Annotated in this window: 20 protein-coding genes and 3 pseudogenes; 12 read left to right on the top strand and 11 right to left on the bottom strand. The window is 45.7% G+C overall.

The window, feature by feature from the left end:
• Positions 1-234: 234 nt before the first annotated feature.
• The gene (hxlR, locus tag JQX68_RS01990) at positions 235-597 is read right to left on the bottom strand and encodes a transcriptional activator HxlR (RefSeq protein ID WP_014662740.1); all 363 of its coding nucleotides are present in this window, start codon (positions 595-597) and stop codon (positions 235-237) included.
• 232 nt (positions 598-829) lie between these two features.
• Here hxlR and hxlA point away from each other — a divergent pair, with 232 nt between their 5' ends.
• From hxlA to nin, 5 genes are all read left to right on the top strand, one after another.
• Positions 830-1,462: a 3-hexulose-6-phosphate synthase gene (gene hxlA / locus JQX68_RS01985; RefSeq protein ID WP_147772891.1), complete on the top strand. Its 633-nt coding sequence runs from the start codon at positions 830-832 to the stop codon at positions 1,460-1,462.
• A 5-nt stretch (positions 1,463-1,467) separates the two neighbouring features.
• Entirely contained in the window at positions 1,468-2,025 is a 558-nt protein-coding gene (gene hxlB, locus JQX68_RS01980) for a 6-phospho-3-hexuloisomerase (protein WP_014662738.1), read from the top strand.
• A 109-nt stretch (positions 2,026-2,134) separates the two neighbouring features.
• On the top strand, positions 2,135-3,856 hold the full coding sequence (tlpC, locus tag JQX68_RS01975; protein ID WP_147772890.1) for a methyl-accepting chemotaxis protein TlpC: 1,722 nt from the start codon (positions 2,135-2,137) through the stop codon (positions 3,854-3,856).
• 167 nt (positions 3,857-4,023) lie between these two features.
• A complete protein-coding gene (gene nucA, locus JQX68_RS01970) occupies positions 4,024-4,473 on the top strand; it encodes a DNA-entry nuclease (protein WP_147772889.1) in 450 nt (149 codons plus the stop codon).
• Positions 4,474-4,499: 26 nt separating this feature from the next.
• Positions 4,500-4,898 (top strand): DNA-entry nuclease inhibitor, encoded by a 399-nt coding sequence (gene nin, locus JQX68_RS01965; protein ID WP_014662735.1) that lies wholly within the window; start codon positions 4,500-4,502, stop codon positions 4,896-4,898.
• A gap of 36 nt (positions 4,899-4,934) precedes the next feature.
• On the opposite strand, the gene bglC is transcribed toward nin, so the two are convergent.
• From bglC to JQX68_RS01945, 4 genes and pseudogenes are all read right to left on the bottom strand, one after another.
• A complete protein-coding gene (gene bglC, locus JQX68_RS01960) occupies positions 4,935-6,368 on the bottom strand; it encodes a 6-phospho-beta-glucosidase (protein WP_069148927.1) in 1,434 nt (477 codons plus the stop codon).
• A gap of 153 nt (positions 6,369-6,521) precedes the next feature.
• A complete protein-coding gene (locus JQX68_RS01955; protein ID WP_147772888.1) occupies positions 6,522-6,854 on the bottom strand; it encodes a YckD family protein in 333 nt (110 codons plus the stop codon).
• 80 nt (positions 6,855-6,934) lie between these two features.
• Entirely contained in the window at positions 6,935-7,390 is a 456-nt protein-coding gene (locus tag JQX68_RS01950) for an RDD family protein (protein ID WP_147772887.1), read from the bottom strand.
• A 19-nt stretch (positions 7,391-7,409) separates the two neighbouring features.
• Positions 7,410-7,604: pseudogene (locus JQX68_RS01945) on the bottom strand (hypothetical protein).
• A 160-nt stretch (positions 7,605-7,764) separates the two neighbouring features.
• On the opposite strand from JQX68_RS01945, the gene JQX68_RS01940 reads away from it, so the two are divergent.
• The gene (locus tag JQX68_RS01940) at positions 7,765-8,628 is read left to right on the top strand and encodes a transporter substrate-binding domain-containing protein (protein ID WP_080478157.1); all 864 of its coding nucleotides are present in this window, start codon (positions 7,765-7,767) and stop codon (positions 8,626-8,628) included.
• Between the two features lie 9 nt (positions 8,629-8,637).
• Positions 8,638-9,318 carry an amino acid ABC transporter permease gene (locus JQX68_RS01935; RefSeq protein WP_095431232.1) on the top strand — a complete coding sequence of 227 codons (681 nt, stop codon included), beginning with the start codon at positions 8,638-8,640 and terminating at the stop codon, positions 9,316-9,318.
• A 47-nt stretch (positions 9,319-9,365) separates the two neighbouring features.
• On the opposite strand, the gene zinU is transcribed toward JQX68_RS01935, so the two are convergent.
• From zinU to JQX68_RS01915, 5 genes and pseudogenes are all read right to left on the bottom strand, one after another.
• Positions 9,366-10,559 (bottom strand): zinc metallochaperone ZinU, encoded by a 1,194-nt coding sequence (gene zinU / locus JQX68_RS01930; RefSeq protein WP_040084212.1) that lies wholly within the window; start codon positions 10,557-10,559, stop codon positions 9,366-9,368.
• A gap of 29 nt (positions 10,560-10,588) precedes the next feature.
• Positions 10,589-10,781, bottom strand: a pseudogene (locus tag JQX68_RS21915) (hypothetical protein).
• A 95-nt stretch (positions 10,782-10,876) separates the two neighbouring features.
• Positions 10,877-11,450: pseudogene (locus tag JQX68_RS01925) on the bottom strand (L,D-transpeptidase).
• On the bottom strand, positions 11,447-12,361 hold the full coding sequence (gene folE2, locus JQX68_RS01920) for a GTP cyclohydrolase FolE2 (RefSeq protein ID WP_147772886.1): 915 nt from the start codon (positions 12,359-12,361) through the stop codon (positions 11,447-11,449). The pseudogene JQX68_RS01925 and the gene folE2 overlap by 4 nt, the downstream one beginning before the upstream one ends.
• 116 nt (positions 12,362-12,477) lie before the next feature.
• Complete coding sequence (locus tag JQX68_RS01915) at positions 12,478-13,683, bottom strand: MFS transporter (protein ID WP_205440491.1); 1,206 nt, start codon at positions 13,681-13,683, stop codon at positions 12,478-12,480.
• A 179-nt stretch (positions 13,684-13,862) separates the two neighbouring features.
• On the opposite strand from JQX68_RS01915, the gene nirB reads away from it, so the two are divergent.
• The 5 genes from nirB (at position 13,863) to cobA (ending at position 22,722) form a co-directional block, all read left to right on the top strand.
• The gene (gene nirB / locus JQX68_RS01910) at positions 13,863-16,181 is read left to right on the top strand and encodes a nitrite reductase large subunit NirB (protein ID WP_147772885.1); all 2,319 of its coding nucleotides are present in this window, start codon (positions 13,863-13,865) and stop codon (positions 16,179-16,181) included.
• Between the two features lie 6 nt (positions 16,182-16,187).
• A complete protein-coding gene (nasC, locus tag JQX68_RS01905; RefSeq protein ID WP_147772884.1) occupies positions 16,188-18,320 on the top strand; it encodes an assimilatory nitrate reductase catalytic subunit NasC in 2,133 nt (710 codons plus the stop codon).
• A gap of 120 nt (positions 18,321-18,440) precedes the next feature.
• Complete coding sequence (nasD, locus tag JQX68_RS01900; RefSeq protein WP_147772883.1) at positions 18,441-20,858, top strand: NADPH-nitrite reductase; 2,418 nt, start codon at positions 18,441-18,443, stop codon at positions 20,856-20,858.
• A 31-nt stretch (positions 20,859-20,889) separates the two neighbouring features.
• On the top strand, positions 20,890-21,210 hold the full coding sequence (gene nirD / locus JQX68_RS01895; protein WP_014662717.1) for a nitrite reductase small subunit NirD: 321 nt from the start codon (positions 20,890-20,892) through the stop codon (positions 21,208-21,210).
• A 60-nt stretch (positions 21,211-21,270) separates the two neighbouring features.
• On the top strand, positions 21,271-22,722 hold the full coding sequence (cobA, locus tag JQX68_RS01890; RefSeq protein ID WP_205440490.1) for a uroporphyrinogen-III C-methyltransferase: 1,452 nt from the start codon (positions 21,271-21,273) through the stop codon (positions 22,720-22,722).
• 31 nt (positions 22,723-22,753) lie between these two features.
• On the opposite strand, the gene ffoR is transcribed toward cobA, so the two are convergent.
• Positions 22,754-23,764 carry a ferredoxin--NADP(+) reductase gene (gene ffoR / locus JQX68_RS01885; RefSeq protein ID WP_147772882.1) on the bottom strand — a complete coding sequence of 337 codons (1,011 nt, stop codon included), beginning with the start codon at positions 23,762-23,764 and terminating at the stop codon, positions 22,754-22,756.
• Positions 23,765-23,860: the final 96 nt, after the last annotated feature.

Raw genomic sequence — 23,860 nt, 5'->3', positions numbered from 1 at the left:
AAAAGTTTCATGCGGGATGCCGAAAGATTCCAGTTTATTTACAGGGATATTTTTGCGGGATGCCGCAATTATTTCCACTAAACATTATTTACAGAAAAATAAAAATTTTTAAAACAAACTTCTGCGTTCAATCTTATTTATTGTTGACTGCGATTTACAGTCTTTACATGATATATGTTTACCGCGCAAAAACCGAAAAACAGGCAAAAAAAAGACACCCTTGCGAAGAGCGCCTTACAACGATTCTTTCATGACATTTTTGTCGATATCAAACAATTCCATATAGCCTTTTCCCCACTCATACATGGCATCAAGAATAGGCATGAGGCTTTCTCCTTGCGAGGTCAGAGAATATTCAACCCTCGGCGGGACAACCGGATACACTTCCCTGTGAACAATCATATCCTGCTCAAGCTCTCTCAGCTGATTCGCGAGGATCTTCTGCGTAATATCAGGAATCAATGTTTTCAATTCATTGAACCGTTTTGTGCCTTCTTTTCCTAAATGCCACAAAATGAGCATTTTCCACTTACCGCCAATCACTGCAAGCGTTAATTCCTTCTCACAATTAAACCTTTTTCCGTCCATCCGGCTCAAAAGAAATCCCCCCTCAGTAACCTTTTTATATGTTAGATACGTATCGTCACTTACTTACTTTTTTGCAGACTCTTTTTTCATTATACTCACTCATAATACTAAGAGAAAGAAATCTGATTACCGCTCCACACAGTATCCTCCAAGTAACTTGTTGACTTCAAAGTGCCTACTTCTCATCAAAAGAAGGAACCTATAGAATGAAAAATAATTCGAAAAAGGGAGTGGATCAACAATGGAATTACAGCTTGCATTAGACCTCGTCAACATCCCCGAAGCCATTGAGCTTGTCAAAGAAGTGGAACAATATATCGACGTGGTTGAAATCGGAACACCGGTCGTCATTAATGAAGGCCTAAAAGCCGTTAAAGAAATAAAAGACACATTTCCGGAATTGAAAGTTCTTGCAGACCTGAAAATCATGGATGCCGGGGGCTACGAAATCATGAAAGCGTCGGAAGCGGGCGCTGACATCATCACCGTTTTAGGGGCTACAGACGATGCAACGATTAAAGGCGCAGTAGAAGAAGCCAAAAAACAAAAGAAGAAAATCCTAGTGGACATGATTAACGTGAAAGACATCGAATCCCGCGCGAAAGAAATCGACGCACTCGGTGTTGACTACATCTGCGTCCACACTGGTTATGATCTTCAAGCAGAGGGCAAAAACTCTTTCGAAGAATTAACGACAATCAAAAATACCGTAAAAAACGCAAAAACCGCAATCGCGGGCGGCATCAAACTTGATACACTGCCAGAAGTAATCAAACAAAAGCCTGACCTTGTCATTGTTGGAGGCGGAATTACAAGCGCAGCAGACAAAGCCGAAACCGCTTCAAAAATGAAACAGCTGATTGCCCAAGGATAAATCAGATGAAAACGACTGAATACGTAACGGAAATTCTCAATGAGTTACACCGTTCAGCAGCTTATATTTCTGATGAAGAAGCTGACCAGCTTGCCGATCACATTCTTTCGTCTAATCAAATTTTTACTGCGGGTGCGGGGCGGTCTGGCCTGATGGCAAAATCCTTCGCGATGAGATTGATGCACATGGGCTTCAACGCCCATATAGTCGGTGAAATTCTCACTCCGCCGCTCGCCGAAGGAGATCTAGTTATTATCGGCTCAGGCTCAGGCGAGACAAAGAGCTTGATTCATACCGCAGCAAAAGCGAAAAGCTTACACGGAAATGTTGCAGCTTTAACCATCAATCCGCAATCAAGTATCGGAAAACAAGCAGACCTGATCATTAGAATGCCTGGTTCTCCTAAAGACCAGTCAAACGGAAGTTATAAAACCATCCAGCCAATGGGATCATTATTTGAACAAACGTTGCTGCTATTCTACGATGCAGTAATTTTAAAACTCATGGAGAAAAAAGAGCTCGATTCTGAAACCATGTTCACCCACCACGCGAACCTTGAATAGCCTTACCAACCGGCCTGAAGATCAGGCCGGTTTTATTTTTTCTAAAATAAAACTTTAAGCCCGAAAACCCGATAAGTAATATGACCTACGAATCACAAAAGGAGGAATTATGTTGATAAAACGACTTAAGTTAAAGCTAGGAACTAAAATTCTTTTCCTGGTTTTTGTGGTGATTCTTTTATTTTCCGCATCAGTCGGCACGGTGATGCTTAAGGAAATTACAGAAAACATGAAACAAATGGCAACTGAAAAAGCGAAAGGGGATCTCGCTTTAAGCAATGCTTATATTGATGATGTCATTTCAGGGGACTGGCAGGTGAAAAACAATAAGCTCTATAAAGGGCAAACACAAATCAATGGAAATGAAGATATCGTTGATCTGCTTGGCGAAAAAACGGGTGATACCATTACCATTTTCCAAGGCGATACCCGTGTTGCAACCAATGTCATGAAGAATGGCGAAAGAGCTGTCGGCACCCAGGCTTCTTCTGAAGTTACTGACACTGTATTAAAGAACGGAAAACGGTTCTACGGACAAGCAGATGTTGCAGGCTCTTCTTATCAGACGGCATACATGCCGTTAAAAGATCAAAACGGGAACATTATCGGCATGCTTTATACCGGAGCAAATCAAAGCATATTAGCATCACTTACACATTCGCTTTTCACTCAATTCGCTATCGTTCTTGTTATCGTCATTATGGTATCAGTCATCCTTGTCCTGGTTTTCACAAAAAAAATCAACAAGCGGCTGAACGCTTTAAAAAGCGCCTTTGAAAGTGCCGGAAACGGAGACATGACAATAGAGGTGTCAGATAAAACCGGTGACGAGCTCTCAGAACTAAGCGCCTATTATAATAAGATGAGAATGAAGCTGAACGATACCATCCAAACTGTACAACAATCAGCCCTTCAGCTTGCATCAGCCTCTCAGCAGCTCTCAGCCGGAGCAGAAGAAACGAATCAAGCTTCAGAAAAGATTACAGAAGCTGTACAGCAGATTGCAAATGGAGCCGAAGATCAGATCACCCGAATTGAAAACAGTGAAAGCTCATTAAAACAAGCTTCAGCAGACATCCGGGATATTTCTGCAAATACTGCCGCTATCGCTGACAAAGGGCAGCTCGCTCAATCAAAAGCAGACATTGGACAAAAGGAAATTGCAAATGTACAGGCGCAAATGGATGCGATTCACCAGTCAATTCATAAAAGCGGAGAAATCATACACCAGTTAGACGGCCGCTCTAAACAAATTGAGCAAATTTTATCGGTCATCACCCAAATTGCCGATCAGACAAACCTGCTTGCGCTGAATGCAGCGATTGAAGCTGCCAGAGCCGGTGAACAAGGAAAAGGTTTTGCTGTTGTTGCTGATGAAGTACGGAAATTAGCAGAAGAGTCTCAACAGTCTGCGGGGCAGATTTCAAAACTGATCATAGAAATACAAAAGGATATGAACCGGTCTGCAAGATCTGTTGAGCATGTGAAAACAGAAGCTGCAGAAGGAGTCACCATGATCCAGCGCACCAGAGATGCATTTAAGGAAATTGCAGCTGCAACAGGTGAAATCAGCGCCGAGATTAGTGATTTATCAGCATCTGTAACAAACATTTCAGCCAGTGCACATCAAATAAATGATTCCTTTGCAGCCAATACGGCCGACATTAAAGAATCTACTCAAAATACCCGGCAAGCGGCTGCATTAACAGAGGAGCAATTTGCTGCAATGGAGGAGATTACCGCAGCTTCTGAAACGCTGTCTCAATTAGCTGAGGATCTTACCGGTATCATAAGCCAATTTAAAATGATTAATCAAGCCGAAAACAGCTGATGCCTTACTATCATTATTGTAAATTGGCAATCGTATTTTGCTGAAAACAAATATTTCGACCTGCTAAAATTACGATTTCTGCAATAAACTGATCGTAAAACATAAAATTTAAACCTTTACACCACATGCTTTCTGGATTACTCTTGTGTCAGTTTTAAAAGCGGGAGGTGAACATCACGACGGACATCATAAAAACGATACTTCTCGTCATCGTCATCATAGCAGCTGCAGCTGTCGGCCTGATAAAAGGAGACTTTTTCTCAGCTGATCAAAAAACGTCTCAAACGAAAGAATATGATGAAACAATCGCCCTCCCTTCTGACCGTTATCCCGAAACGGCCAAACATATTAAGAATGCGATAAATGAGGGGTACTCAGATGTGTGCACCATCGACAGAGACGGAGCTGAGGAACGCCGCGAGCAATCATTAAAAGACGTACCGCCAAAAACGGGGTATGACAGAGATGAATGGCCAATGGCCATGTGCAAAGAAGGCGGTGAGGGAGCTTCTGTAGAATACATTTCTCCCGCTGACAATCGCGGAGCAGGCTCTTGGGTCGGGCATCAGCTTACCGATTATCCAGACGGCACAAAGGTTTTATTCACAATTCAGTAAACAATACATAGAGGAGGAACAGCACATTGATCAAATCATGGAAGCCGCAAGAACTTTCGATTTCATATCATCAATTTACTGTATTTCAAAAGGATTCTGCACCTCCTGTAATGGATTGGACTGACGAAGCGATTGAAAAAGGTTATACTGCGGCAGACGGGGCCATTTCCTTTGAGGCGCAGCGAAATACAAAGGCCTTTATTCTTTTGCGCCTGAACAGTTCAGAAACAGTAAACTCCTACGAGAAAAAAGTGACTGTTCCTTTTCATCTCACAGAAAACGGAATTCAAATTGAAAGCATCATGTCTAAAAGACTGTCCTTTGATCTCCCCAAAGGAGACTATCAATTGACATGCTGGACTGTGCCGGCTGAAATGTCAGATTTGCACGCTGACACTTATATTATTGATGCTGTTTCTGTGTAATGAAAAACCCCTGAGAGAATAACTCTCAGGGACTCTTTATAAACTTTCTCCGTTCGTCTTGATGACATCTTGATACCAATAAAAGCTTTTTTTCTTCAAGCGTTTTAAATCGTATGTGCTTTCTTCATCACGATTGACATATACAAATCCGTATCTTTTTTGGTAGCCGTTCAGCCAGCTTAACAGATCAGTAAACGACCAGCTGCAATAGCCGATTAAATCGACACCGTCACTGATGGCTTGTCTGCATTGCTCAAGATGCGAACGCAAATAATCAATTCGATAATCATCCTGTACAGTGCCGTCCTCAACTTTATCAAATTCACCTAAACCGTTCTCTGTTATAAACACTGGAAGCTGATAGCGGCTTGTAATTCGGCGAAGGCCGATACGCAGCCCAGTTGGGTCAATTGTCCAATCCCAGTTGCTCGTTGTCAGGTGAGGATTTTTTTTCGTTTTGAACACTCCCGGTATCCCCGTCTCTTGATTGGTTCCCTTTTGACCTGTCGTATTCATTTTCCCTTCCGACACACCATCAAGCGGATTTCGTTCGTAGGTGATCGTCTGATAATAATTGACACCTACAAAATCAGGCTTCCCTTTGGCAAGGAGCTCCATATCTCCCGCTTCGATAGTCGGCGCCCATCCCTGTTTTTCCAAGTAACGGAAAGGGATTTGCGGGTAGGTTCCCCAGCAATACATGTCAAGCCACCAATTGTTCATAAATTCTTCTGCGTTTTCAAATGCCAGGATATCCTCTGGATGGCTTGATAAAGGATAAGCCGGAGAATAAGCAAAGCTTGGACCGATTTTGCCTTCAGGCACATAATCTCTAAAGGATTCAATGGCTTTTGCATTAGCCAGAAATGCAATATGGTTTGCTTCATAAAATCGTTTTCTGTCTTTCACTCCAGGCGGATGCATGGCTGTAATAAAGCCGTGATTAAAATTGTAGTTCTGTTCGTTTAACGTAACCCAATATTTCACCCTGTCTCCAAAACGTTTATAAAGAGTAATACAGTAATGATTAAAATCCTCTATGATTTTTCTTGACTCAAACCCGCCGTACTCGTCCATAAGCGCTTGAGGCAAATCCCAGTGATATAAAGTCAAAACCGGCTCGATGTGATGAGAAAGCAATTCATCAATCAGGTTGTCGTAAAACGCTAGACCTGCTTCATTGATCTCCCCTCTTCCTTTTGGAAAAATCCGCGGCCAGCTGACGGAAAATCGATACGCTTTTAATCCCATCTCAGCCATCAGGGCGACATCTTCTTTATATCGGTGATAATGGTCAACCGCAATGTCTCCATTGGTTCCTTTAAACGTTTTGCCCGGTATTTTCGTAAATACATCCCAAACAGAAGGGCCTTTGCCATCTTCATTCCAAGCGCCTTCAATCTGGTACGCTGCAGAAGCAGAGCCCCACAAAAAATGTTTCGGAAAAGATTCTGGATGCTGGTGGATCATAGTGTTTATCACTCCTGAATGATTTGATAAACCTATCATAGGCTATGAAACGCGTTTCAGATCAACTCGATCTTAGTCGCGGAACAGTTCAGCTAATATTGCCTACTTGTAAATAACACAAAAGCACCCAATTCCCATTGGATGCTTACCGTCTTAATGTCTTTTTTCAAATTTATGCGGATGGGGATGGGGCTTTGGAACAAAACCGTTTTGTTTCATCATTTCAAAGTGTTTATCCATATGATTTTTGATATATTCTCCTCTTTCTTTAGGCAGTACGCCGTATTGTATATACTTTGAGATCACGTCTTTGCGTTTTTTTAGAATCTCCGTCTCCATTTTTTCAATTTCTTTCTTTTGCTGATCTGTCAGTGTGACATTTGCGGGAGGCTGCTGCTGTTTTTCAGCGGCTTCAGCTATACCGGTCAGAGAAATGACAGCCGCGGCAATGAACATTGTGATCACGTTGATGGTTATTCGTTTCATCCAGTTTATTCCTCCAATCCTATTTTTCATATGTTTTGCTGCATTGTATTTTTTATGCATAAAAATAAAAAGAGCGAACATTATTCGCTCTTTCTAATCTCTTCGTCAGTATAAAGTTCTTCTTCACCGGGTGACGCGTACGTGACATACGTTCCCGCGATTAAATCATGCAGGGTTCGTTTGTCTTCTCGTACGGCAATCAGAATCAGGCTGGCGATCAAGCCAAGTCCGAAGGTTATACCGTAAACAAGGCCGCCAACAATAACTCGTAAAAACATTGTTAACAGGCTGACTTGTGATCCGTCTTTTTTTACGATTCTGATTCCGCAGATTCTTTTTCCGATAAGGTAGCCGCGCCAAAACAGTGGCAGCAGCATAGAGTACAGCAGAACAACCAAGCTGATGAACATGCTGTCGTTCGGGTCTTTTCCTGTAATCAGCCAATAGATCAGCAAAAGAGGTACCGAGACTATAATGTAATCTAACAATGCAGCTCCAAGTCTGATCCAAAATCCGGCTGGTCTGTAAATATTCATTTGACTCCCTCATTATGGTTTAAATGTTTCCATTTTCTTTCTCATCGAATTATCATATGCCTTAGGGGCAGCAGCAAGACTTAATTTATTCTGAAGATCGCTTTCATGCCTCTTGACCATTTCTTACGGTATTGGCATAGATGAATGACGGATCTGCTGCATCCTTCCTTTAACATGCGTTTCCTTGGTACGTCTGGCATTCATCCTTGGACAACTCCTTTTTTCATCACCTCTTCCCTTCATAGCCGCTTTTAAACACCACCCATGCCTTTTGTATACACAATTCGAACTTTTTGAAAACGTCATCAACATATTGCAACCCCTTATGTTCAATGCTATCTTTTTAGTTGATTAACAGATTGGGGGAACTATAGGTGAAATCATTCAAGCAATCCAAAGCCGTTATATTCAGTTTCACAATGGCTTTCTTTCTTATATTGGCAGCCTGTTCCGGCAAAAATGAAGCCGATTCCAAGGATACGGGCTGGGAGCAGATTAAGGATAAAGGGAAAATCGTAGTCGCTACATCAGGTACGCTCTATCCTACTTCTTATCACGATACCGACTCTGGCTCCGATAAGCTGACGGGCTACGAGGTTGAAGTCGTTCGGGAAGCGGCAAAACGCCTGGGATTGAAGGTTGAGTTCAAGGAGATGGGCATTGACGGGATGCTGACAGCGGTGAACAGCGGACAGGTTGACGCAGCCGCGAATGACATCGATGTGACGAAAGACCGCGAGAAGAAGTTCGCATTTTCTACTCCTTATAAATATTCATACGGCACGGCAATCGTCCGTAAAGACGATTTATCAGGGATTAAAACGCTTAAGGATTTGAAAGGGAGGAAAGCGGCTGGCGCTGCTACCACCGTCTACATGGATGTCGCGAGAAAATACGGCGCCAAAGAAGTGATTTATGATAATGCGACGAATGAGCAATATTTAAAAGATGTCGCCAACGGACGCACTGATGTCATTTTAAACGACTATTACCTGCAGACACTCGCGCTCGCAGCATTCCCGGATCTCAACATTACGATCCATCCTGACATCAAGTACATGCCGAACAAACAGGCGCTTGTCATGAAAAAAAGCAATGCGGCACTTCAGAAAAAAATGAATGAAACATTGAAGGAAATGAGCAAGGATGGCACTTTGACTAAGCTTTCGAAGCAATTCTTCAATAAAGCAGATGTATCAAAGAAACTGAATGTCGACGTTCAGGACGTTGATTTGTAATCGGACGCCATGATCAATAGCGTTCAGTGGGAATATATTTTCAACACGAAGCTGGCCATTGAATCGTTTCCTTATGTCATAAAAGGCATTGGGTATACACTGCTCATCTCTTTTGTAAGCATGTTTGCGGGAACTGTTATCGGCCTGTTCATATCACTCGCCAGAATGTCTAAGCTTGCTTTGTTAAGATGGCCGGCGAAGCTCTATATCTCATTTATGCGGGGCGTTCCGATTTTGGTGATTTTGTTTATCCTTTATTTTGGGTTTCCATACATCGGCATTGAATTTTCCGCTGTCACGGCTGCTTTAATCGGCTTTAGCCTTAACAGTGCCGCCTACATTGCGGAAATTAACCGTTCAGCCATTTCATCCGTTGATAAAGGACAATGGGAAGCGGCATCCTCGCTGGGCCTTTCCTATTGGCAGACGATGAGGGGCATCATTTTGCCGCAATCGATACGTATTGCGTTGCCTCCGCTTGCCAATGTATTGCTCGACTTAATCAAAGCGTCATCTCTCGCTGCAATGATTACAGTGCCGGAATTGCTCCAGCATGCGAAAATCATCGGAGGCAGAGAGTTTGATTACATGACCATGTATATTCTGACCGCTCTCATTTATTGGGCCATCTGCTCAATTGCCGCAACCTTTCAGAATATCCTTGAGAAAAAATACGCTCATTATGTTTAAACAAACGTTTCATTAAAAAAGCCGCTCCCCTAGGGGACGGCTTTTTTCTATTGATTCAGTTTCCATTTAAATGGGTCTTCAAACAGCGACCAGTCGGAATCAAATTCATACTCAGTCAGCAGGCATTGATCAAGCTCTTTCGTGATCGCTTCTTCGTCCAGATCAGTTCCGATAAACACTAACTGCGTTAGGCGGTCGCCAAATTCAGGGTCCCACTCCGCCAACATTTCCGGCTCTTGCTGTTTGACTTGCTCCTGCTCAAGCTTTGGCAGCGCCGCCACCCAATATGATACAGGCTCAATCGTAACCGACGGACCTGCTTGCGACATCAGTAAAGCAAGGTTGTTATGAGATGCGCACCAGACGATTCCTTTGGCACGTACCACGTTCTTTGGCATTTGATCCAGCCAACGGTAAAATCGTGTAGAATGAAACGGCAAACGTCTCTTATACACAAATGAAGAGATACCGTATTCTTCTGTTTCCGGGGTGTGTTCCGCATGGCCTGCCGTCAGCTCTTGAATCCAGCCGGCCGATCCGCTCGCTTCCTCGAAGTTAAATAGCCCTGTATGTAAAATCTCCTGCGGTTTTACATTTCCTTTGACAGAACGGATGAATTTGGCCCTAGGCTGCAGTTTGCGAAGAACGTTTTCAAGCTGTTCGAGCTCTTGCTCGCTGACCAAATCACATTTATTTAAGATTAGTACATCGCAAAATTCAATTTGATCGATCAAGAGGTCGGCGATTTCTCTTTCATCCTCTTCCCCCAATGCCTCTTTGCGGTCCAGAAGGCTTTCGCCTGACTGATAATCATGCCAAAAACGGTTGGCATCCACCACTGTCACCATCGTATCCAGCTGACAGAATTTTGTCAGGTCGATGCCCATCTCTTCATCGATATAAGAGAAAGTTTGGGCCACCGGGATCGGTTCGCTGATTCCTGTTGATTCGATGACGATATAATCAAACCGTCCGTCCTTTGCCAGCTTCTCAACCTCTATTAATAAGTCTTCGCGAAGCGTGCAGCAAATGCAGCCGTTTGACATTTCCACAAGCTTTTCATCTGTTCTGGAAAGGCCCCCTTCCTGCTTAACCAAGCCCGCGTCAATGTTCACCTCGCTCATATCGTTTACAATGACCGCTATTTTTAAGCCTTCGCGATTCTGCAGAATACTGTTCAACAATGTTGTTTTTCCCGCGCCAAGATACCCGCTCAGTACGGTAACCGGAATTTTTTTCATCATGATATCCTCCCTTTAAAATAGAACGATTACGATTTAAATTTTATGCTTCGCCGTATAAGCAATGGTGTAAGCAGCTTTTCGCGCTCCGAAAACATTTCTTGCTGCCGCCCGATTGCTAAATCAGTAAAGGCTCCAACCGCGTTTAATCCTTTTCCCCATCGCAAATCTCTTCCCCTTGCCGACAGCAAGATCCTTAATCAATGTCTTTCTGTTTCTCACGGATGCACAGCCAATGATAACCCATTTATCACAAAACGTAATTGTTACGATTTGAATTGTATGGTCTTTTTTCCTTTTTGTCAACAGCTTTCAATTCAGTTGATCACCACTTTTGTATGTTCAGGGATATTTTCATATATCCATTTCGCATCCGGGATGGTCAGCCTGATACACCCGTGAGATGCTTTCGTTCCTAGTTTTGCTGCTTCAGCTTTGATGACTTTTTGATCCTTTGTCATTGGCACACTATGAAATAGAAATTCTCCATGGCTTTTCCATGATACCCAATATTCCGCGCCTTCCTGGTATCCTTCGGAGAAAAACCATTCTCCCCGTTCAGGCTCTATATGAAAGGTGCCCTTTGGCGTAGCATCATCTTTTGTTTGATCAAGACCTGAAGAGATCATCATTGTATATAAATTTTTACTTCCTTCTTTGATGTAAGTCTTCTGTTCTTTCACGTCCACATCAATCCAGACATGTTTCTGCTTGATATCTGGGTATTTACCGCCCGATGGTTTTGTCCAATCAATGCTTGTTTTTGCTGTTTTTTGGTCGGACGTTACGTGCTCTGCCGTTTTCTTTGTATCAGCGCTTGCATGTTCTTCCGCATGATCGGAGCAGGCATGCTGGCATAAAAACGGCAACAATGAATAATGAGAGTTTCATATTCTATCCACTTCCTTTGAAAAACACAGCTTCGCATAGGCATCGTGGAGATGGATTGATTCTTCATTCCGGCATTCAATCTCAAAGGCTGACACCCATTCAAGCTCAAACAAATCCGCAGCAATCAGCCGGGCGAGATCCTCAACAAACCTCGGATTCTCATAGGCCGTTTCTGTCACCGCTTTTTCATCAGGGCGCTTCAATACCGGATGCAGTCTCGCAGAGGCATTTGATTCTGCGGCGTGAAGCAAATCAGCTTTAACATCACTTGGCAGCGATGCAGCCGGGTGAATATCAGTCCAAATATTGACCGTTCCCCGCTGATTATGGGCACTGTATTCACTAATTTCCTTGGAACAAGGGCACAGAGTCGTTACTTTAGCTGAGATGCCGGCACGCTGTTTAAACGGCTGATCTTCACGATACGTAACAGACATGAGTATGTCAGCATGCATCAGACCTGCTTTCTCAAGCTTCGGACTTTTCCGTTCGAAAAACCACGGAAACCTCACTTCAACTGAAGCAGAGGATGTGTCCATGTTTTCCGCAAGCTCTTTCGTAAATTGCTGAAGGGAGGAAAATGAGAGAATCCAGCCCTTTTGATGATAAACTTGCAGCAGCTCTGTTAACCGGCTCATGTTAATCCCCTTCTGATTTCTCGGCAAATCACAAGTCATAATAAAGTTCGCGGCCGTTGTTTGCTCGGCAGGCGTCATTGCAGAAGTGATTGTGACTGGATGGGACACATCAGCAACACCTACATGCTGAATGTCAAAAAAGTAATCCTTCCTGATATTTTGCAGGTCCTTCATTTTCTCTTTTTCCACTGGTTTCTCACCCTTGGCCGGACTGACCGATCCAAAGTATCGAAGACGCTCCGTTTTTCCCGGAAGCGGCATGTGTTGATTCATTCAGAAAACTCCTCTCACTAACAAATCGTAATAATTACTATTTATTTTGATCGGTTCACTGATGAAAATCAAGAGAAAATAAAAAAGACACGCACAAACGCGTGTCCGTCAAAAACCTACACATCCGCCGGGCTGCTTTCCGCGCTCCAGCTTTTCCGCCAGTAATAGCCTGCGGCAAGCACGAGTGCAAACGCCAGCAGCGCGATACAGGAAAACGTGATAAAACCGATAGCATATGTGCCTGTCATCTGTTTGAGAGATCCTAGGATGTTCGGCAGGAAAAAACCTCCGATACCTCCGGCCGCACCGACGATTCCCGTCACCATGCCAATTTCTTTGCGAAAACGCTGCGGCACGAGCTGGAATACTGCGCCGTTGCCCATTCCGAGCCCCATCATTCCGACAAACAATAGAACAATGACCATTGAGAGGGACGGCAGGCTGCTGACTCCGGCCATACACAGTGCCACGATGACAAACAATACAGAAAGAACTTTCGTGCCGCCGACGCGATCCGAAATCAAACCCCCGACAGGCCTGAAAAAGCTCCCCGCCGCCACACATAATGTAACGAAGTCCCCTGCGTGAATTTTTGACAGCTGGTATTGATCAACAAAGAAAATAGATAAAAAGCTTGAGAGCCCGACAAATCCGCCAAATGTGACGCTATACAGCAGGCAGAAAAACCATGTTTCCTTTTGCCCGAACACATGAAGATAGCTTTTGAGCGGCTGCGGAGCCGGCTGTGCAAGAGAATCTTTAGCCAAGGAGACAAAAAGAATAAAGACGATCAATAATGGAATAAGCGCAATTCCCATAACAATGTGCCAGCCGAACTGCTCTGCCAGACGAGGGCCAAACAGGGTTGCAAACAACGTGCCGCTGTTTCCCGCGCCGGCAATCCCCATCGCAAGCCCCTGCAAATGAGGCGGATACCAGCGGCTTGCCATTGGCAGCGCAACGGCAAAGCTTGCCCCAGCTACGCCAAGCAGAATCCCGATGGCATACAGCTCAGTAAGTGAACGGCCGCCAAATGTCCCCCACAGCAGCGGAATCATTGTCACCAGCATCCCGATCACTGCCGTTTTTTTCGGTCCGATTCTGTCCGTTAAAATACCCAGAATGATACGAAACACAGATCCAGATAAAATCGGCACAGCTACGACAAGCCCTTTCTCAAAAGGAGACAGGTCAAAATCCTGAGAAATATAAACACCCAGCGCCCCAAGCATCACCCATATCATAAAACTGACATCAAAATATAAAAAGGAACAGAGCAAAGTGAGTGGATGACCGCTAGTTTTCAGTTCCGACAGCTTCATAAGATTCCCCTTTCTTGACCCTCATTATTTTACATTTTCTGAATCAAGGATATAGGGCCATTATTTTCTGGAAAAGACATGTGTTAGTTTTTGTGACACGTTTAATGCGTTAACAATGCATTGTGACATAATTTTTAATAGGAGAAAACTTACGAGCCGCGTCAAAGGAGGTCTGATACATGAAGAAACAAAAGTTGGTGTTAGCAGGAAACGGCATGGCCGGTATTCGCTGTATTGAAGAAATAGTAAAGCTGAATCGCCACATGTTTGAGATTGTCATTTTCGGAAGTGAAACGCATCCCAACTACAATCGCATTCTCTTATCCTCTGTATTGCAGGGTGAAGCGTCACTCGATGACATTACACTGAACAGCAAGGCTTGGTACGACAAGCACGGGATTACGCTTTACACAGGCGAAACGGTTATTCAAATTGATACAGATCTGCAGCTCATCATCACGGATCGCAAGCGCATCCTGTCGTATGACAAACTCATTGTTGCAACAGGCTCCTCCCCTTATATTCTCCCTATCCCCGGGGCAGACAAAGAAGGCGTCTATGGATTTCGGACAATAGAAGACTGCCAAGCGCTGATGGAAATGGCCGAGCGCTATCAAAAGGCGGCGGTGATCGGAGCCGGCTTATTAGGACTGGAAGCTGCAATCGGTTTACAGCGGCTCGGCATGGATGTCAGCGTCATTCACCACTCCGCCGGCATTATGCAAAAACAGCTCGATCAAACGGCAGCGCGGCTGCTGCAAACGAAGCTGGAACAAAAAGGCTTAACCTTTCTTTTGGAGAAAGACACCGTCTCCATTTCCGGCACCACGCGGGCAGACGGAATCCATTTTAAAGATGGCGCTTCACTAAAAGCAGACCTGATTGTGATGGCGGCTGGCGTTAGACCGAATATTGAATTGGCTGTATCCGCTGGAATCGAAGTGAACCGCGGGATCATCGTGAATGACTGCATGCAGACAAGCGAACCGAATGTCTACGCCGTTGGCGAATGCGCCGAGCATAACGGAACGGTGTACGGATTGGTGGCACCGCTTTATGAGCAGGGAAACGTTCTCGCCAAACATATTTGCGGCGTTCCATGTGAGGGATATCAAGGCTCAGCCTCAGCTGCGGCATTAAAAATAGCTGGAATTGATGTGTGGTCAGCAGGAAAAATCCAAGAGGATGAACACACGACGAGCATCAATATTTACGACGAACAAGCTGGCATTTACAAAAAAGCACTTTTTGAGGATGACAAGCTGGCCGGCGTTATTTTATTCGGAGACACCCGTGATAAGCAGCGGCTTCTTGACAGCTTACTGAAACAACGAGACATCTCCATTGTCAAAAAGCAGATCATCGAACCGCAGAAAAGCGGCACTTTATTTGAATCCATGCCTTCCAGTGAAACGATTTGCCAATGCAACTCAGTGACAAAAGGCGCGATTGAAGGAGCGGTGAACACGAAAAACTTAACAACTCTTGAGGAAATCAAGCACTGTACCAAAGCATCAGGCTCCTGCGGAGGGTGCAAACCGCTTGTTGAAGAACTCTTGAGATATATGGCAAGCAGCGAATATTATACGGAGCCCGCAGGCACACCTTCATTTTGCGGCTGCACCGATTTTACGGAAGACGACATCATCGCTGAGCTTCAACGCAGGCCATTCACTGATCCGGCAGAAGCAATGAACAAGCTTGGGTGGAAAACGAAAAACGGATGCAGTACTTGTGTTCCTGCGATTCAATACTACCTGGAAATGCTGTACCCAGGGTTTGTTCAGCCTGAGCCAGCCGCTGAAGACACATGCATTCTGATCCCGCAAATGTACGGCGGGCGGACAAACGCGGAGCAGTTAAGAAACATCGCCAACATCATTGAGGCATACAGCATCCCTGACGTATCCATCACTCACAGCCAAAGACTGAAGCTTTCGGGGATCAAATCTGCGGATCTCCCGAACATAAAAAAAGACCTGAAGATGCCCGTTTCCACCAATGAATTCCGGCACACGCTGCAAAGCATCAAAGCATGTACATGCGGGCAAAATCGATTGATTCAGCAGCTGGCAGCCCAAATCGAAAGACACCTTGAGACGCTTCCCTTCCCCGCTCCCATTTCTATCAGCTTATCATGTGAAACAGACTGCACCGATGCCGCCCTGCAGGATGTCGGCGCGGTTCGGACACAAGCTGGCTGGGACATATACATCGGCGGCATCCGCGGAACTCATGCCCGTTCCGGAGCCCTGTTTTGCGTGACAGACAACGCAGAAAAAACTGCCGGCATGATCAAAGGGCTGATCCAGTATTATCGTGAAACAGCTCATTACTTAGAAGCTGTTCATCAGTGGATAGACCGTCTCGGAATCGTTCATATCAGAGAAGTGCTTTTTGAAGAGGACCTAAGGACACAGCTGCTGGATAACCTCCAAACAGACCTGTCACTGATTCAAAATCCGCCTATAGAGGCTGGCGCACATAAGAAAGGATGAGGCATTTTGACCGAACGACTGCTAAGTTATTTCCGCGATAAACAGCAAGACATCCAATCAGAAAAAACGTATGACACCCAATGCCCGTTTTGCAGCATGCAGTGCAAAATGCAGCTCGTGGAACAAACCATCGTCACACGGAAAAAGTACACAGCAATTGGGATTGACAATCCTACGACAAAGGGCCGTCTCTGCATGAAGGGCATGAATGCTCACCAGCATGCGTTGAACTCCTCTCGCATCACCCACCCGCTGCTAAAAAAAAACGGCGAGTTTATGCCTGTTTCTTGGGAAGAAGCACTGAATTACATCAAAGACCAAGTGACGATGCTCCAAACAGAACACGGCCATGACGCCATGGCTGTATACGGAAGCGCCTCGATAACAAATGAAGAGGCGTATTTGTTGGGGAAATTCGCACGGGTGGGCTTACAGACCAAATACATTGACTACAACGGGCGGCTTTGTATGTCCGCCGCCGCAACCGCAGCCAACCAAACATTCGGCGCGGACAGAGGCTTAACGAATCCCTTATCAGACATTCCCCACACCCGTGTGATCATTCTGGCCGGCACCAATATTGCGGAATGCCAGCCTACAATGATGCCGTATTTTGAAAAAGCGAAAGAAAACGGAGCTTACATCATTGCCATTGATCCGCGTGAAACAGCTACAACAAAAATCGCCGATCTTCATCTGAAAATCAAACCCGGCACAGACGCCGCCCTTGCCAACGGTCTCGTCAAAATCATCATTGACGAGCAGCTCATAAACGAGGATTTCATTCAATCACGAACAAATGGATTCAAGGAGCTGAAGCAGCATACTGACTCGTTGAACCTGAATAACATCGCTGAACAGACGAGTGTCCCGCTGGCGCATATAAGAAAAGCTGCTGTAAAGTTTGCAAAGGAAACGTCCGGCATGCTGTTTACAGCCCGCGGGATTGAACAGCAAACCGATGGAACAGCGGCTGTGAAAGGCTTCTTAAACATGGTGCTGATCACAGGAAAAATCGGCAAGCCTTACTCAGGTTACGGAGCGATCACCGGACAAGGCAACGGGCAAGGTGCAAGAGAGCATGGCCAGAAAGCCGATCAGCTTCCGGGCTACCGATCTATCGAAAATGAGCAACACCGGGCACATATTGCGAAAGTGTGGGGAATTCATCAGGATGATCTGCCGCGAAAAGGTGTCTCAGCCTATGAAATGATGGAAAAAATCCATGACGGCGACATTAAAGGACTGTTCCTCACGTGCTCCAATCCTGCTGTCTCCAGCCCAAATGCGAATCTCGTGAAAAAAGCCCTAAGAAAACTAACATTCTTTGTCGCAATCGATTTGTTTATTTCAGAGACTGCGGAATACGCAGATGTGATTTTGCCAGCCTCCTCTTATTTAGAAGATGAGGGCACCATGACAAATGTAGAAGGACGCGTGACATTAAGAGAAGCAAGCCGGCCATGTCCCGGCGAAGCAAAGCATGATTGGCAGATCATTTGTGATCTCGCATCCGTTCTCGGCAAAGGCCGCTACTTTTCTTACACGTCAGCGGAGGATATTTTTAATGAATTAAGAGAAGCGAGCCGAGGAGGGATCGCCGATTATTCAGGCATCACATATGAGAGGCTAAGACGTGAAGGCGGCATTCACTGGCCATGTCCGGAACCTGATCATCCCGGAACCGGGCGCTTGTTTACAGAATCATTTGCTCATCCGGATCAAAAAGCGGCATTAAGTGTAATTCCAAATGAACCGCCTGTGCCAAAAGAGAAGCCGACAGCCGATTATCCGCTTTATTTAACGACAGGCCGCGTCATGTCTCACTACTTAACAGGCGTTCAAACAAGAAAAAGCGCCGCCCTGGCCGCGAGACATTTTGAATCGTTTATGGAAATCCATCCGCAAACAGCAGCGACCTACAATATCGAGGACCGTGTACTGGTAAAAATAGAATCTCCGCGGGGAAGCATCACCGTCCGCAGCAAATTATCAGAACAAATCAGAAAGGATACCGTTTTTGTTCCCATTCATTGGGCAGACGCTCAAAATGTGAATGATTTAATCGGGGAGGCCTTAGATCCAGCCTGTAAAATGCCCGGTTTTAAGGTATGCGCCGTCCGAATCAGACCTATTTAAATTTTTCATAAAATTTTTAGAACTTTTCGTATATTTTGTTACATTTTATAACATGTATCTTAAATATTCCTTTTCGCTGTGCTACGCTGGAAAAAACATTGATAAGGAGCGGATCATCTGATGGAAAAAAAACAGCTAGTTCTTGTTGGTAATGGAATGGCCGGGGTAAGGGCCATTGAAGAGATACTGAGTGTTGCTAAAGACGAGTTTCAGATCACAATTTTTGGTGCCGAACCGCATCCCAACTATAATCGAATCCTTTTGTCAAAAGTGCTTCAAGGCGATACAGATATTAAAGATATTACGTTAAACGATTGGGACTGGTACGAAGAAAACAACATTCAATTGTATACAAATGAAACGGTCATCAAAGTAGATACGGAAAACAAAACAGTCATCACAGACGCAGACAGAATCCAGCCTTACGACGAATTAATCCTGGCGACAGGCTCTGTCCCTTTTATCCTTCCGATTCCGGGCGCAGACAAAAAAGGCGTCACAGCTTTCCGGGATATAAAAGATACAGACACAATGCTCGCCGCGTCAAAACAATATAAAAAAGCAGCCGTCATCGGCGGAGGACTTCTTGGTTTGGAAGCCGCTCGCGGACTGCTGAATCTCGGCATGGAAGTATCCGTCATCCACCTCGCCCCATTCCTGATGGAGCGCCAGCTTGATGCAACGGCAGGACGCCTGCTGCAAAACGAGTTAGAAAAACAAGGGATGACCTTTTTACTTGAAAAGCAAACCGAAGAAATTGTTGGTGACGATCGTGTCGAAGGCCTCCGCTTCAAGGATGGCACAAGCATTGAAGCTGATTTGGTCGTCATGGCTGTCGGCATCCGCCCAAATACAACGCTCGGCGCCGAGAGCGGCATTCCGGTTAACCGCGGTATCATCGTCAACGATTATATGCAGACGGAAATCCCGCACATTTACGCGGTTGGCGAATGTGCTGAGCACCGCGGAATCGCCTACGGGCTTGTGGCGCCGCTCTATGAACAAGCAAAAGTGCTGGCGAAGCATATTTGCGGCATCGACACAAAACCGTATGAAGGTTCTGTTCTCTCTACACAGTTAAAGGTATCAGGCGTCGAAGTCTTCTCTGCCGGTGACTTTAACGAATCAGAGGAGAAAAAAGCGATTAAAGTCTTTGATGAGCAGGACGGCATCTATAAAAAAATCGTCCTGAGAGGCAACCAAATTGTCGGTGCTGTTTTATTCGGCGACAGCAGCGAGGGCAACCGCCTGTTTTCTATGATTCAAAAAGAAGCCGATATCTCTGAAACCTCAAAAATATCAATCTTACAGCCTCTCGACCAAGAAGCAGGCACAAGCATTACCGCAGCGATGAGCGACGATGAAATTATCTGCGGCTGCAATGGCGTGTCAAAAGGTGCGATTATTCAAGCCATCCAGGAAAAGGGCTGCTCGTCAACGGACGAGATCAAAGCATGCACCGGTGCATCCCGTTCATGCGGAGGCTGTAAGCCGCTCGTAGAAGAAATCCTCCAGCATACGCTCGGATCAGACTTTGATGCGTCAGCGCAAAAAGAAGCCATTTGCAGCTGCACCACATTGTCGAGAGATGAGGTCGTAGAAGAAATCAAAGCCAAAGGGCTGTCACATACAAGAGAAGTCATGAATGTGCTCGGCTGGAAAACGCCAGAAGGCTGTTCCAAATGCCGTCCGGCTCTGAACTACTACTTAGGCATGATCAATCCAACCAAATACGAGGATGAACGGACATCCCGCTTTGTTAATGAACGAATGCACGCCAATATTCAAAAAGACGGAACATACTCAGTCGTTCCTCGGATGTACGGCGGCGTGACCAACTCTACAGATTTGCGCAAAATCGCTGATGTCGTCGACAAATATGAGATCCCGCTCGTGAAAATGACAGGCGGCCAGCGAATTGATCTTATCGGAGTGAAAAAAGAAGACCTTCCGAAGGTATGGGAAGATCTTGATATGCCATCAGGCTACGCGTACGGAAAGACACTTCGGACAGTCAAAACATGCGTAGGCGAGCAATTCTGCCGCTTCGGCACACAAGACTCCATGGCACTGGGCATTGCACTTGAGAAAAAATTCGAAGGGCTGAACACGCCTCATAAAGTCAAAATGGCCGTGTCTGCCTGCCCGCGAAACTGTGCGGAATCCGGCATTAAGGACCTTGGCGTAGTCGGCATCGACGGAGGCTGGGAGCTTTATGTCGGCGGAAACGGCGGAACCCATTTGCGTGCCGGCGATTTGCTGATGAAGGTGAAAACAAATGAAGAAGTGTTAGAATACGCAGGCGCTTACCTGCAATATTACCGGGAAACTGCAAACTATCTGGAGCGTACATCCGCATGGCTTGAGCGCGTCGGTTTATCCCATGTCCAGTCCGTGTTAAACGATCCTAAAAAGCGGCAGGAGCTGAACGACAGAATGAATGAAACACTCTCTTTCCACAAGGATCCGTGGAAAGACTTTTTAGAGGATAAACAAACCTCTAAAGAATTATTTGAAAATGTCGTCACCACATCATAATGACAAAAACAAACATTAAGGAGGAATGGACATGGTAAACAAAGACGTAACAAAAGTATGTATCGGAAAAATTGGAGAATTGCCTGAACAATTAGGCAAAACAGTGTATATTGAAGATAAGGAGCTTGCAGTCTTCAAGCTTTCAAACGGAAGCATCCGCGCCATCGAAAACCGCTGTCCGCATAAGGGCGGCGTTCTGGCAGAAGGCATCGTCAGCGGCGAATATGTTTTTTGCCCGATGCACGACTGGAAAATCTCCCTAGAAGACGGGATCGTTCAAGAACCTGACCACGGATGCGTCAAAACATACGAAACACTGATCGAAGGAGAACATGTTTATCTCGTATATTGATCAAAAGACCGGATCACTTTTCTAGTGGTCCTTCATTTTTTACAGTGACGGAAGGATGACATGATCATGAAGAACGGAATCGTATATTTCGTGGGAGCCGGACCCGGTGACCCAGGGCTGCTCACCATCAAAGGAAAACAGGCGCTCGAGGAAGCAGATGTGATTTTATATGACCGGCTCGCCAACCCGAGGCTGCTCGAATTTGCATCACCGGACTGCCAGTTTATTTATTGCGGAAAACTGCCAGACCGCCATTTTATGAAACAAAAAGAAATTAACGCCCTGCTGGTTGAAAAAGCATTAAATGGGTCAACCGTCGTTCGCTTGAAGGGCGGAGATCCGAGCGTATTCGGCAGAGTCGGCGAGGAAGCGGATGCTCTTCATGAGCACGGCATTCGCTATGAAATGGTGCCTGGAATCACCTCTGGAATTGCAGCGCCGCTATATGCAGGCATCCCCGTCACGCATCGGGATTTCGCATCGTCTTTTGCCATGATTACAGCGCATGATAAATCATTAAAAGGCACGCCGAACCTTGACTGGGAAGGGCTTGCCCGAAGCGTTCAAACCCTTGTTTTTTACATGGGTGTCAAGAACTTGTCTTATATTTGCCAGCAGCTCATTTCATACGGAAAATCGCCTTCTGTCCCTGTCATTGTCATCCAATGGGGAACGTGGGGCCGCCAGCGAAGTGTGAAAGGAACGCTTGAGAACATTCAGCAAAAAGTTCAGGAGCACCAGATAACAAACCCTGCGATTATCGTCATCGGAGATATCGTTAACTTTCAAACACACAGCTGGTTTGAAAGCAAACCACTTATCGGCCGGCATATGATGATAGTCACTCATGGCGAGGATGAAGACCCGCTTGCAGACAGGCTGCGTGATTCCGGCGCCGATATCATCGAATGGCCCAAGTGGCGGACTGAAAATATGCCCGTCAATGAAGACATTCTTCGAAAGATCGGCAGCTTTGAAGACATACTTTTCACATCGCGCCGTGCGGTTTGTGAATTTTTCAAAGCACTGGCTTCTAAGAAAATCGACATCCGCCAGTTGACAGCCCGACTGAGTGCAGCAACTGAGCAAGCAAAGGCGGAGCTTGAAAAACGGGGTTTTCTTGTCACCGCCATTCAGCCTGATTCAGAAAAACGCCTTGTTGTCGGGAGCCGCCCTGCAGTGGAAAATGTCCAGACGCATGAGTCCAGTTCGTTTTATATCACTCATGAAAATGTCATAGACGACCGGTTCACCCACATGATTCAGCGCACCATCAGTGAATCCCCGTTGCACATGGTCATTTGCCCGAACAAGCTGTCCGTTCAGCAATTGATCAGTAATGGACAACAAATTGGCATTTCACCGGAACCATCAGCAAGCCGCCCCCCTATCGTCTGCATAGGCGATGACTCGGCTGCCGGCGCTTATGGATTCGCAGCCGTCCAAGCACAGGATGAATTGTTTGCTTTCATCCACAATCAACAAGCGGAAAAAAAACTCCTTCACAGCTGATGGCAAGCAGCCCTTTTCCTCAAGGGCTGTTTTATTTATGCACCAATTTTTTATGATGGGTTGAATACATCGCCATATTCTCAGCCTTAGGGTCCAAATAAGCCTTAGCGCTGTTGACTGCTGTCGGGCCTTCGGTAAAGCCGCCGGCAATTAATCTCAGCTTGCTTTCATAAAAAGCCGCATCGCCCGCCACAAACACGCCCGGAAGATTCGTTCGCATATGTCTGTCAGCTTTCACCCTGCCTTCTTCAATCTCCAGCCCCCACTCCTTCATCGGCCCGAGATCAATTTTGAAGCCATGATTAATGATCAGTTCATCAACCTCTATCTCTTCCCTCTGGCCAGACTCCGTATGGCAAATCGTCACTTTTTGGATGCGCTCCTCATTGCCGCTCAGCTGCTCCAGACGATAAGGCGTCAGCACTCGCACCGATGATTGCTTCATTTTCGTCACACTGCTTTCCATTCCTCCGAATGCCTCGCGGCGATGAACGACAGTCACAGACGCCGCAATCGGTTCCAGCTCATTGGCCCAATCGACGGCAGTATCTCCGCCGCCTGATATCACCACGCGCTTCCCTTTAAACGCATCAAGCTTCTCCACTCCATAATGAAGATTTTTGCCCGCGTACCGAGTTGCATCCTCGCTGTCAAACTCATTGACCTCAAGCGTGCCCATGCCGCAAGCCAAAATCACAGTTCTTGTATAGTGCTTTTCCCCTTCAGAACCTGTCAATACAATCGTGCCGTCATTCAGACGTTCTAACCCGGTCACACGCTGATTCAGCACGATATCAGGATCAAACGTCGCCGCCTGCTCCTTCAGCTGCTCGATCAGCTGCTTTCCCGCAATCCCCGGTATGCCGCCGATATCGCGAATGACTTTCTCAGGAAAAAATAAAGACACTTTCCCTCCGAGCTTCGGCAAAAATTCGATTACCTTTGTTTTCAGCTCCCGCATCCCGCAGTAAAAAGCAGTAAACAGCCCAATCGGCCCCCCGCCTATAATCGTAACGTCATATACCTCTTGATTCTCAGCCATCCGTCCTGCCTCCCGTTCACATCTATATCAACAACTTTAATTGAGAATGAATATCAATACAAAGTATATCATATTTCAAGGGCCTTTGTTTATTCA

It is taken from the genome of Bacillus sp. LJBS06, assembly GCF_016924995.1.
Classification (GTDB): Bacteria; Bacillota; Bacilli; order Bacillales; family Bacillaceae; genus Bacillus; species Bacillus stercoris.
This window is presented reverse-complemented; position numbering and strand designations above follow the sequence as displayed.

Bases quoted from the DNA above. Each gene is read 5' to 3' on its own strand.
- hxlA (WP_147772891.1), top strand. From the start codon at position 830: ATGGAATTACAGCTTGCATTAGACCTCGTCAACATCCCCGAAGCCATT.
- hxlB (WP_014662738.1), top strand. From the start codon at position 1,468: ATGAAAACGACTGAATACGTAACGGAAATTCTCAATGAGTTACACCGT.
- tlpC (WP_147772890.1), top strand. From the start codon at position 2,135: ATGTTGATAAAACGACTTAAGTTAAAGCTAGGAACTAAAATTCTTTTC.
- bglC (WP_069148927.1), bottom strand. From the start codon at position 6,368: ATGATCCACCAGCATCCAGAATCTTTTCCGAAACATTTTTTGTGGGGC.
- JQX68_RS01955 (WP_147772888.1), bottom strand. From the start codon at position 6,854: ATGAAACGAATAACCATCAACGTGATCACAATGTTCATTGCCGCGGCT.
- JQX68_RS01950 (WP_147772887.1), bottom strand. From the start codon at position 7,390: ATGAATATTTACAGACCAGCCGGATTTTGGATCAGACTTGGAGCTGCA.
- JQX68_RS01935 (WP_095431232.1), top strand. From the start codon at position 8,638: ATGATCAATAGCGTTCAGTGGGAATATATTTTCAACACGAAGCTGGCC.
- zinU (WP_040084212.1), bottom strand. From the start codon at position 10,559: ATGAAAAAAATTCCGGTTACCGTACTGAGCGGGTATCTTGGCGCGGGA.
- folE2 (WP_147772886.1), bottom strand. From the start codon at position 12,361: ATGAATCAACACATGCCGCTTCCGGGAAAAACGGAGCGTCTTCGATAC.
- JQX68_RS01915 (WP_205440491.1), bottom strand. From the start codon at position 13,683: ATGAAGCTGTCGGAACTGAAAACTAGCGGTCATCCACTCACTTTGCTC.
- nirB (WP_147772885.1), top strand. From the start codon at position 13,863: ATGAAGAAACAAAAGTTGGTGTTAGCAGGAAACGGCATGGCCGGTATT.
- nasD (WP_147772883.1), top strand. From the start codon at position 18,441: ATGGAAAAAAAACAGCTAGTTCTTGTTGGTAATGGAATGGCCGGGGTA.
- nirD (WP_014662717.1), top strand. From the start codon at position 20,890: ATGGTAAACAAAGACGTAACAAAAGTATGTATCGGAAAAATTGGAGAA.
- cobA (WP_205440490.1), top strand. From the start codon at position 21,271: ATGATCATGAAGAACGGAATCGTATATTTCGTGGGAGCCGGACCCGGT.
- ffoR (WP_147772882.1), bottom strand. From the start codon at position 23,764: ATGGCTGAGAATCAAGAGGTATATGACGTTACGATTATAGGCGGGGGG.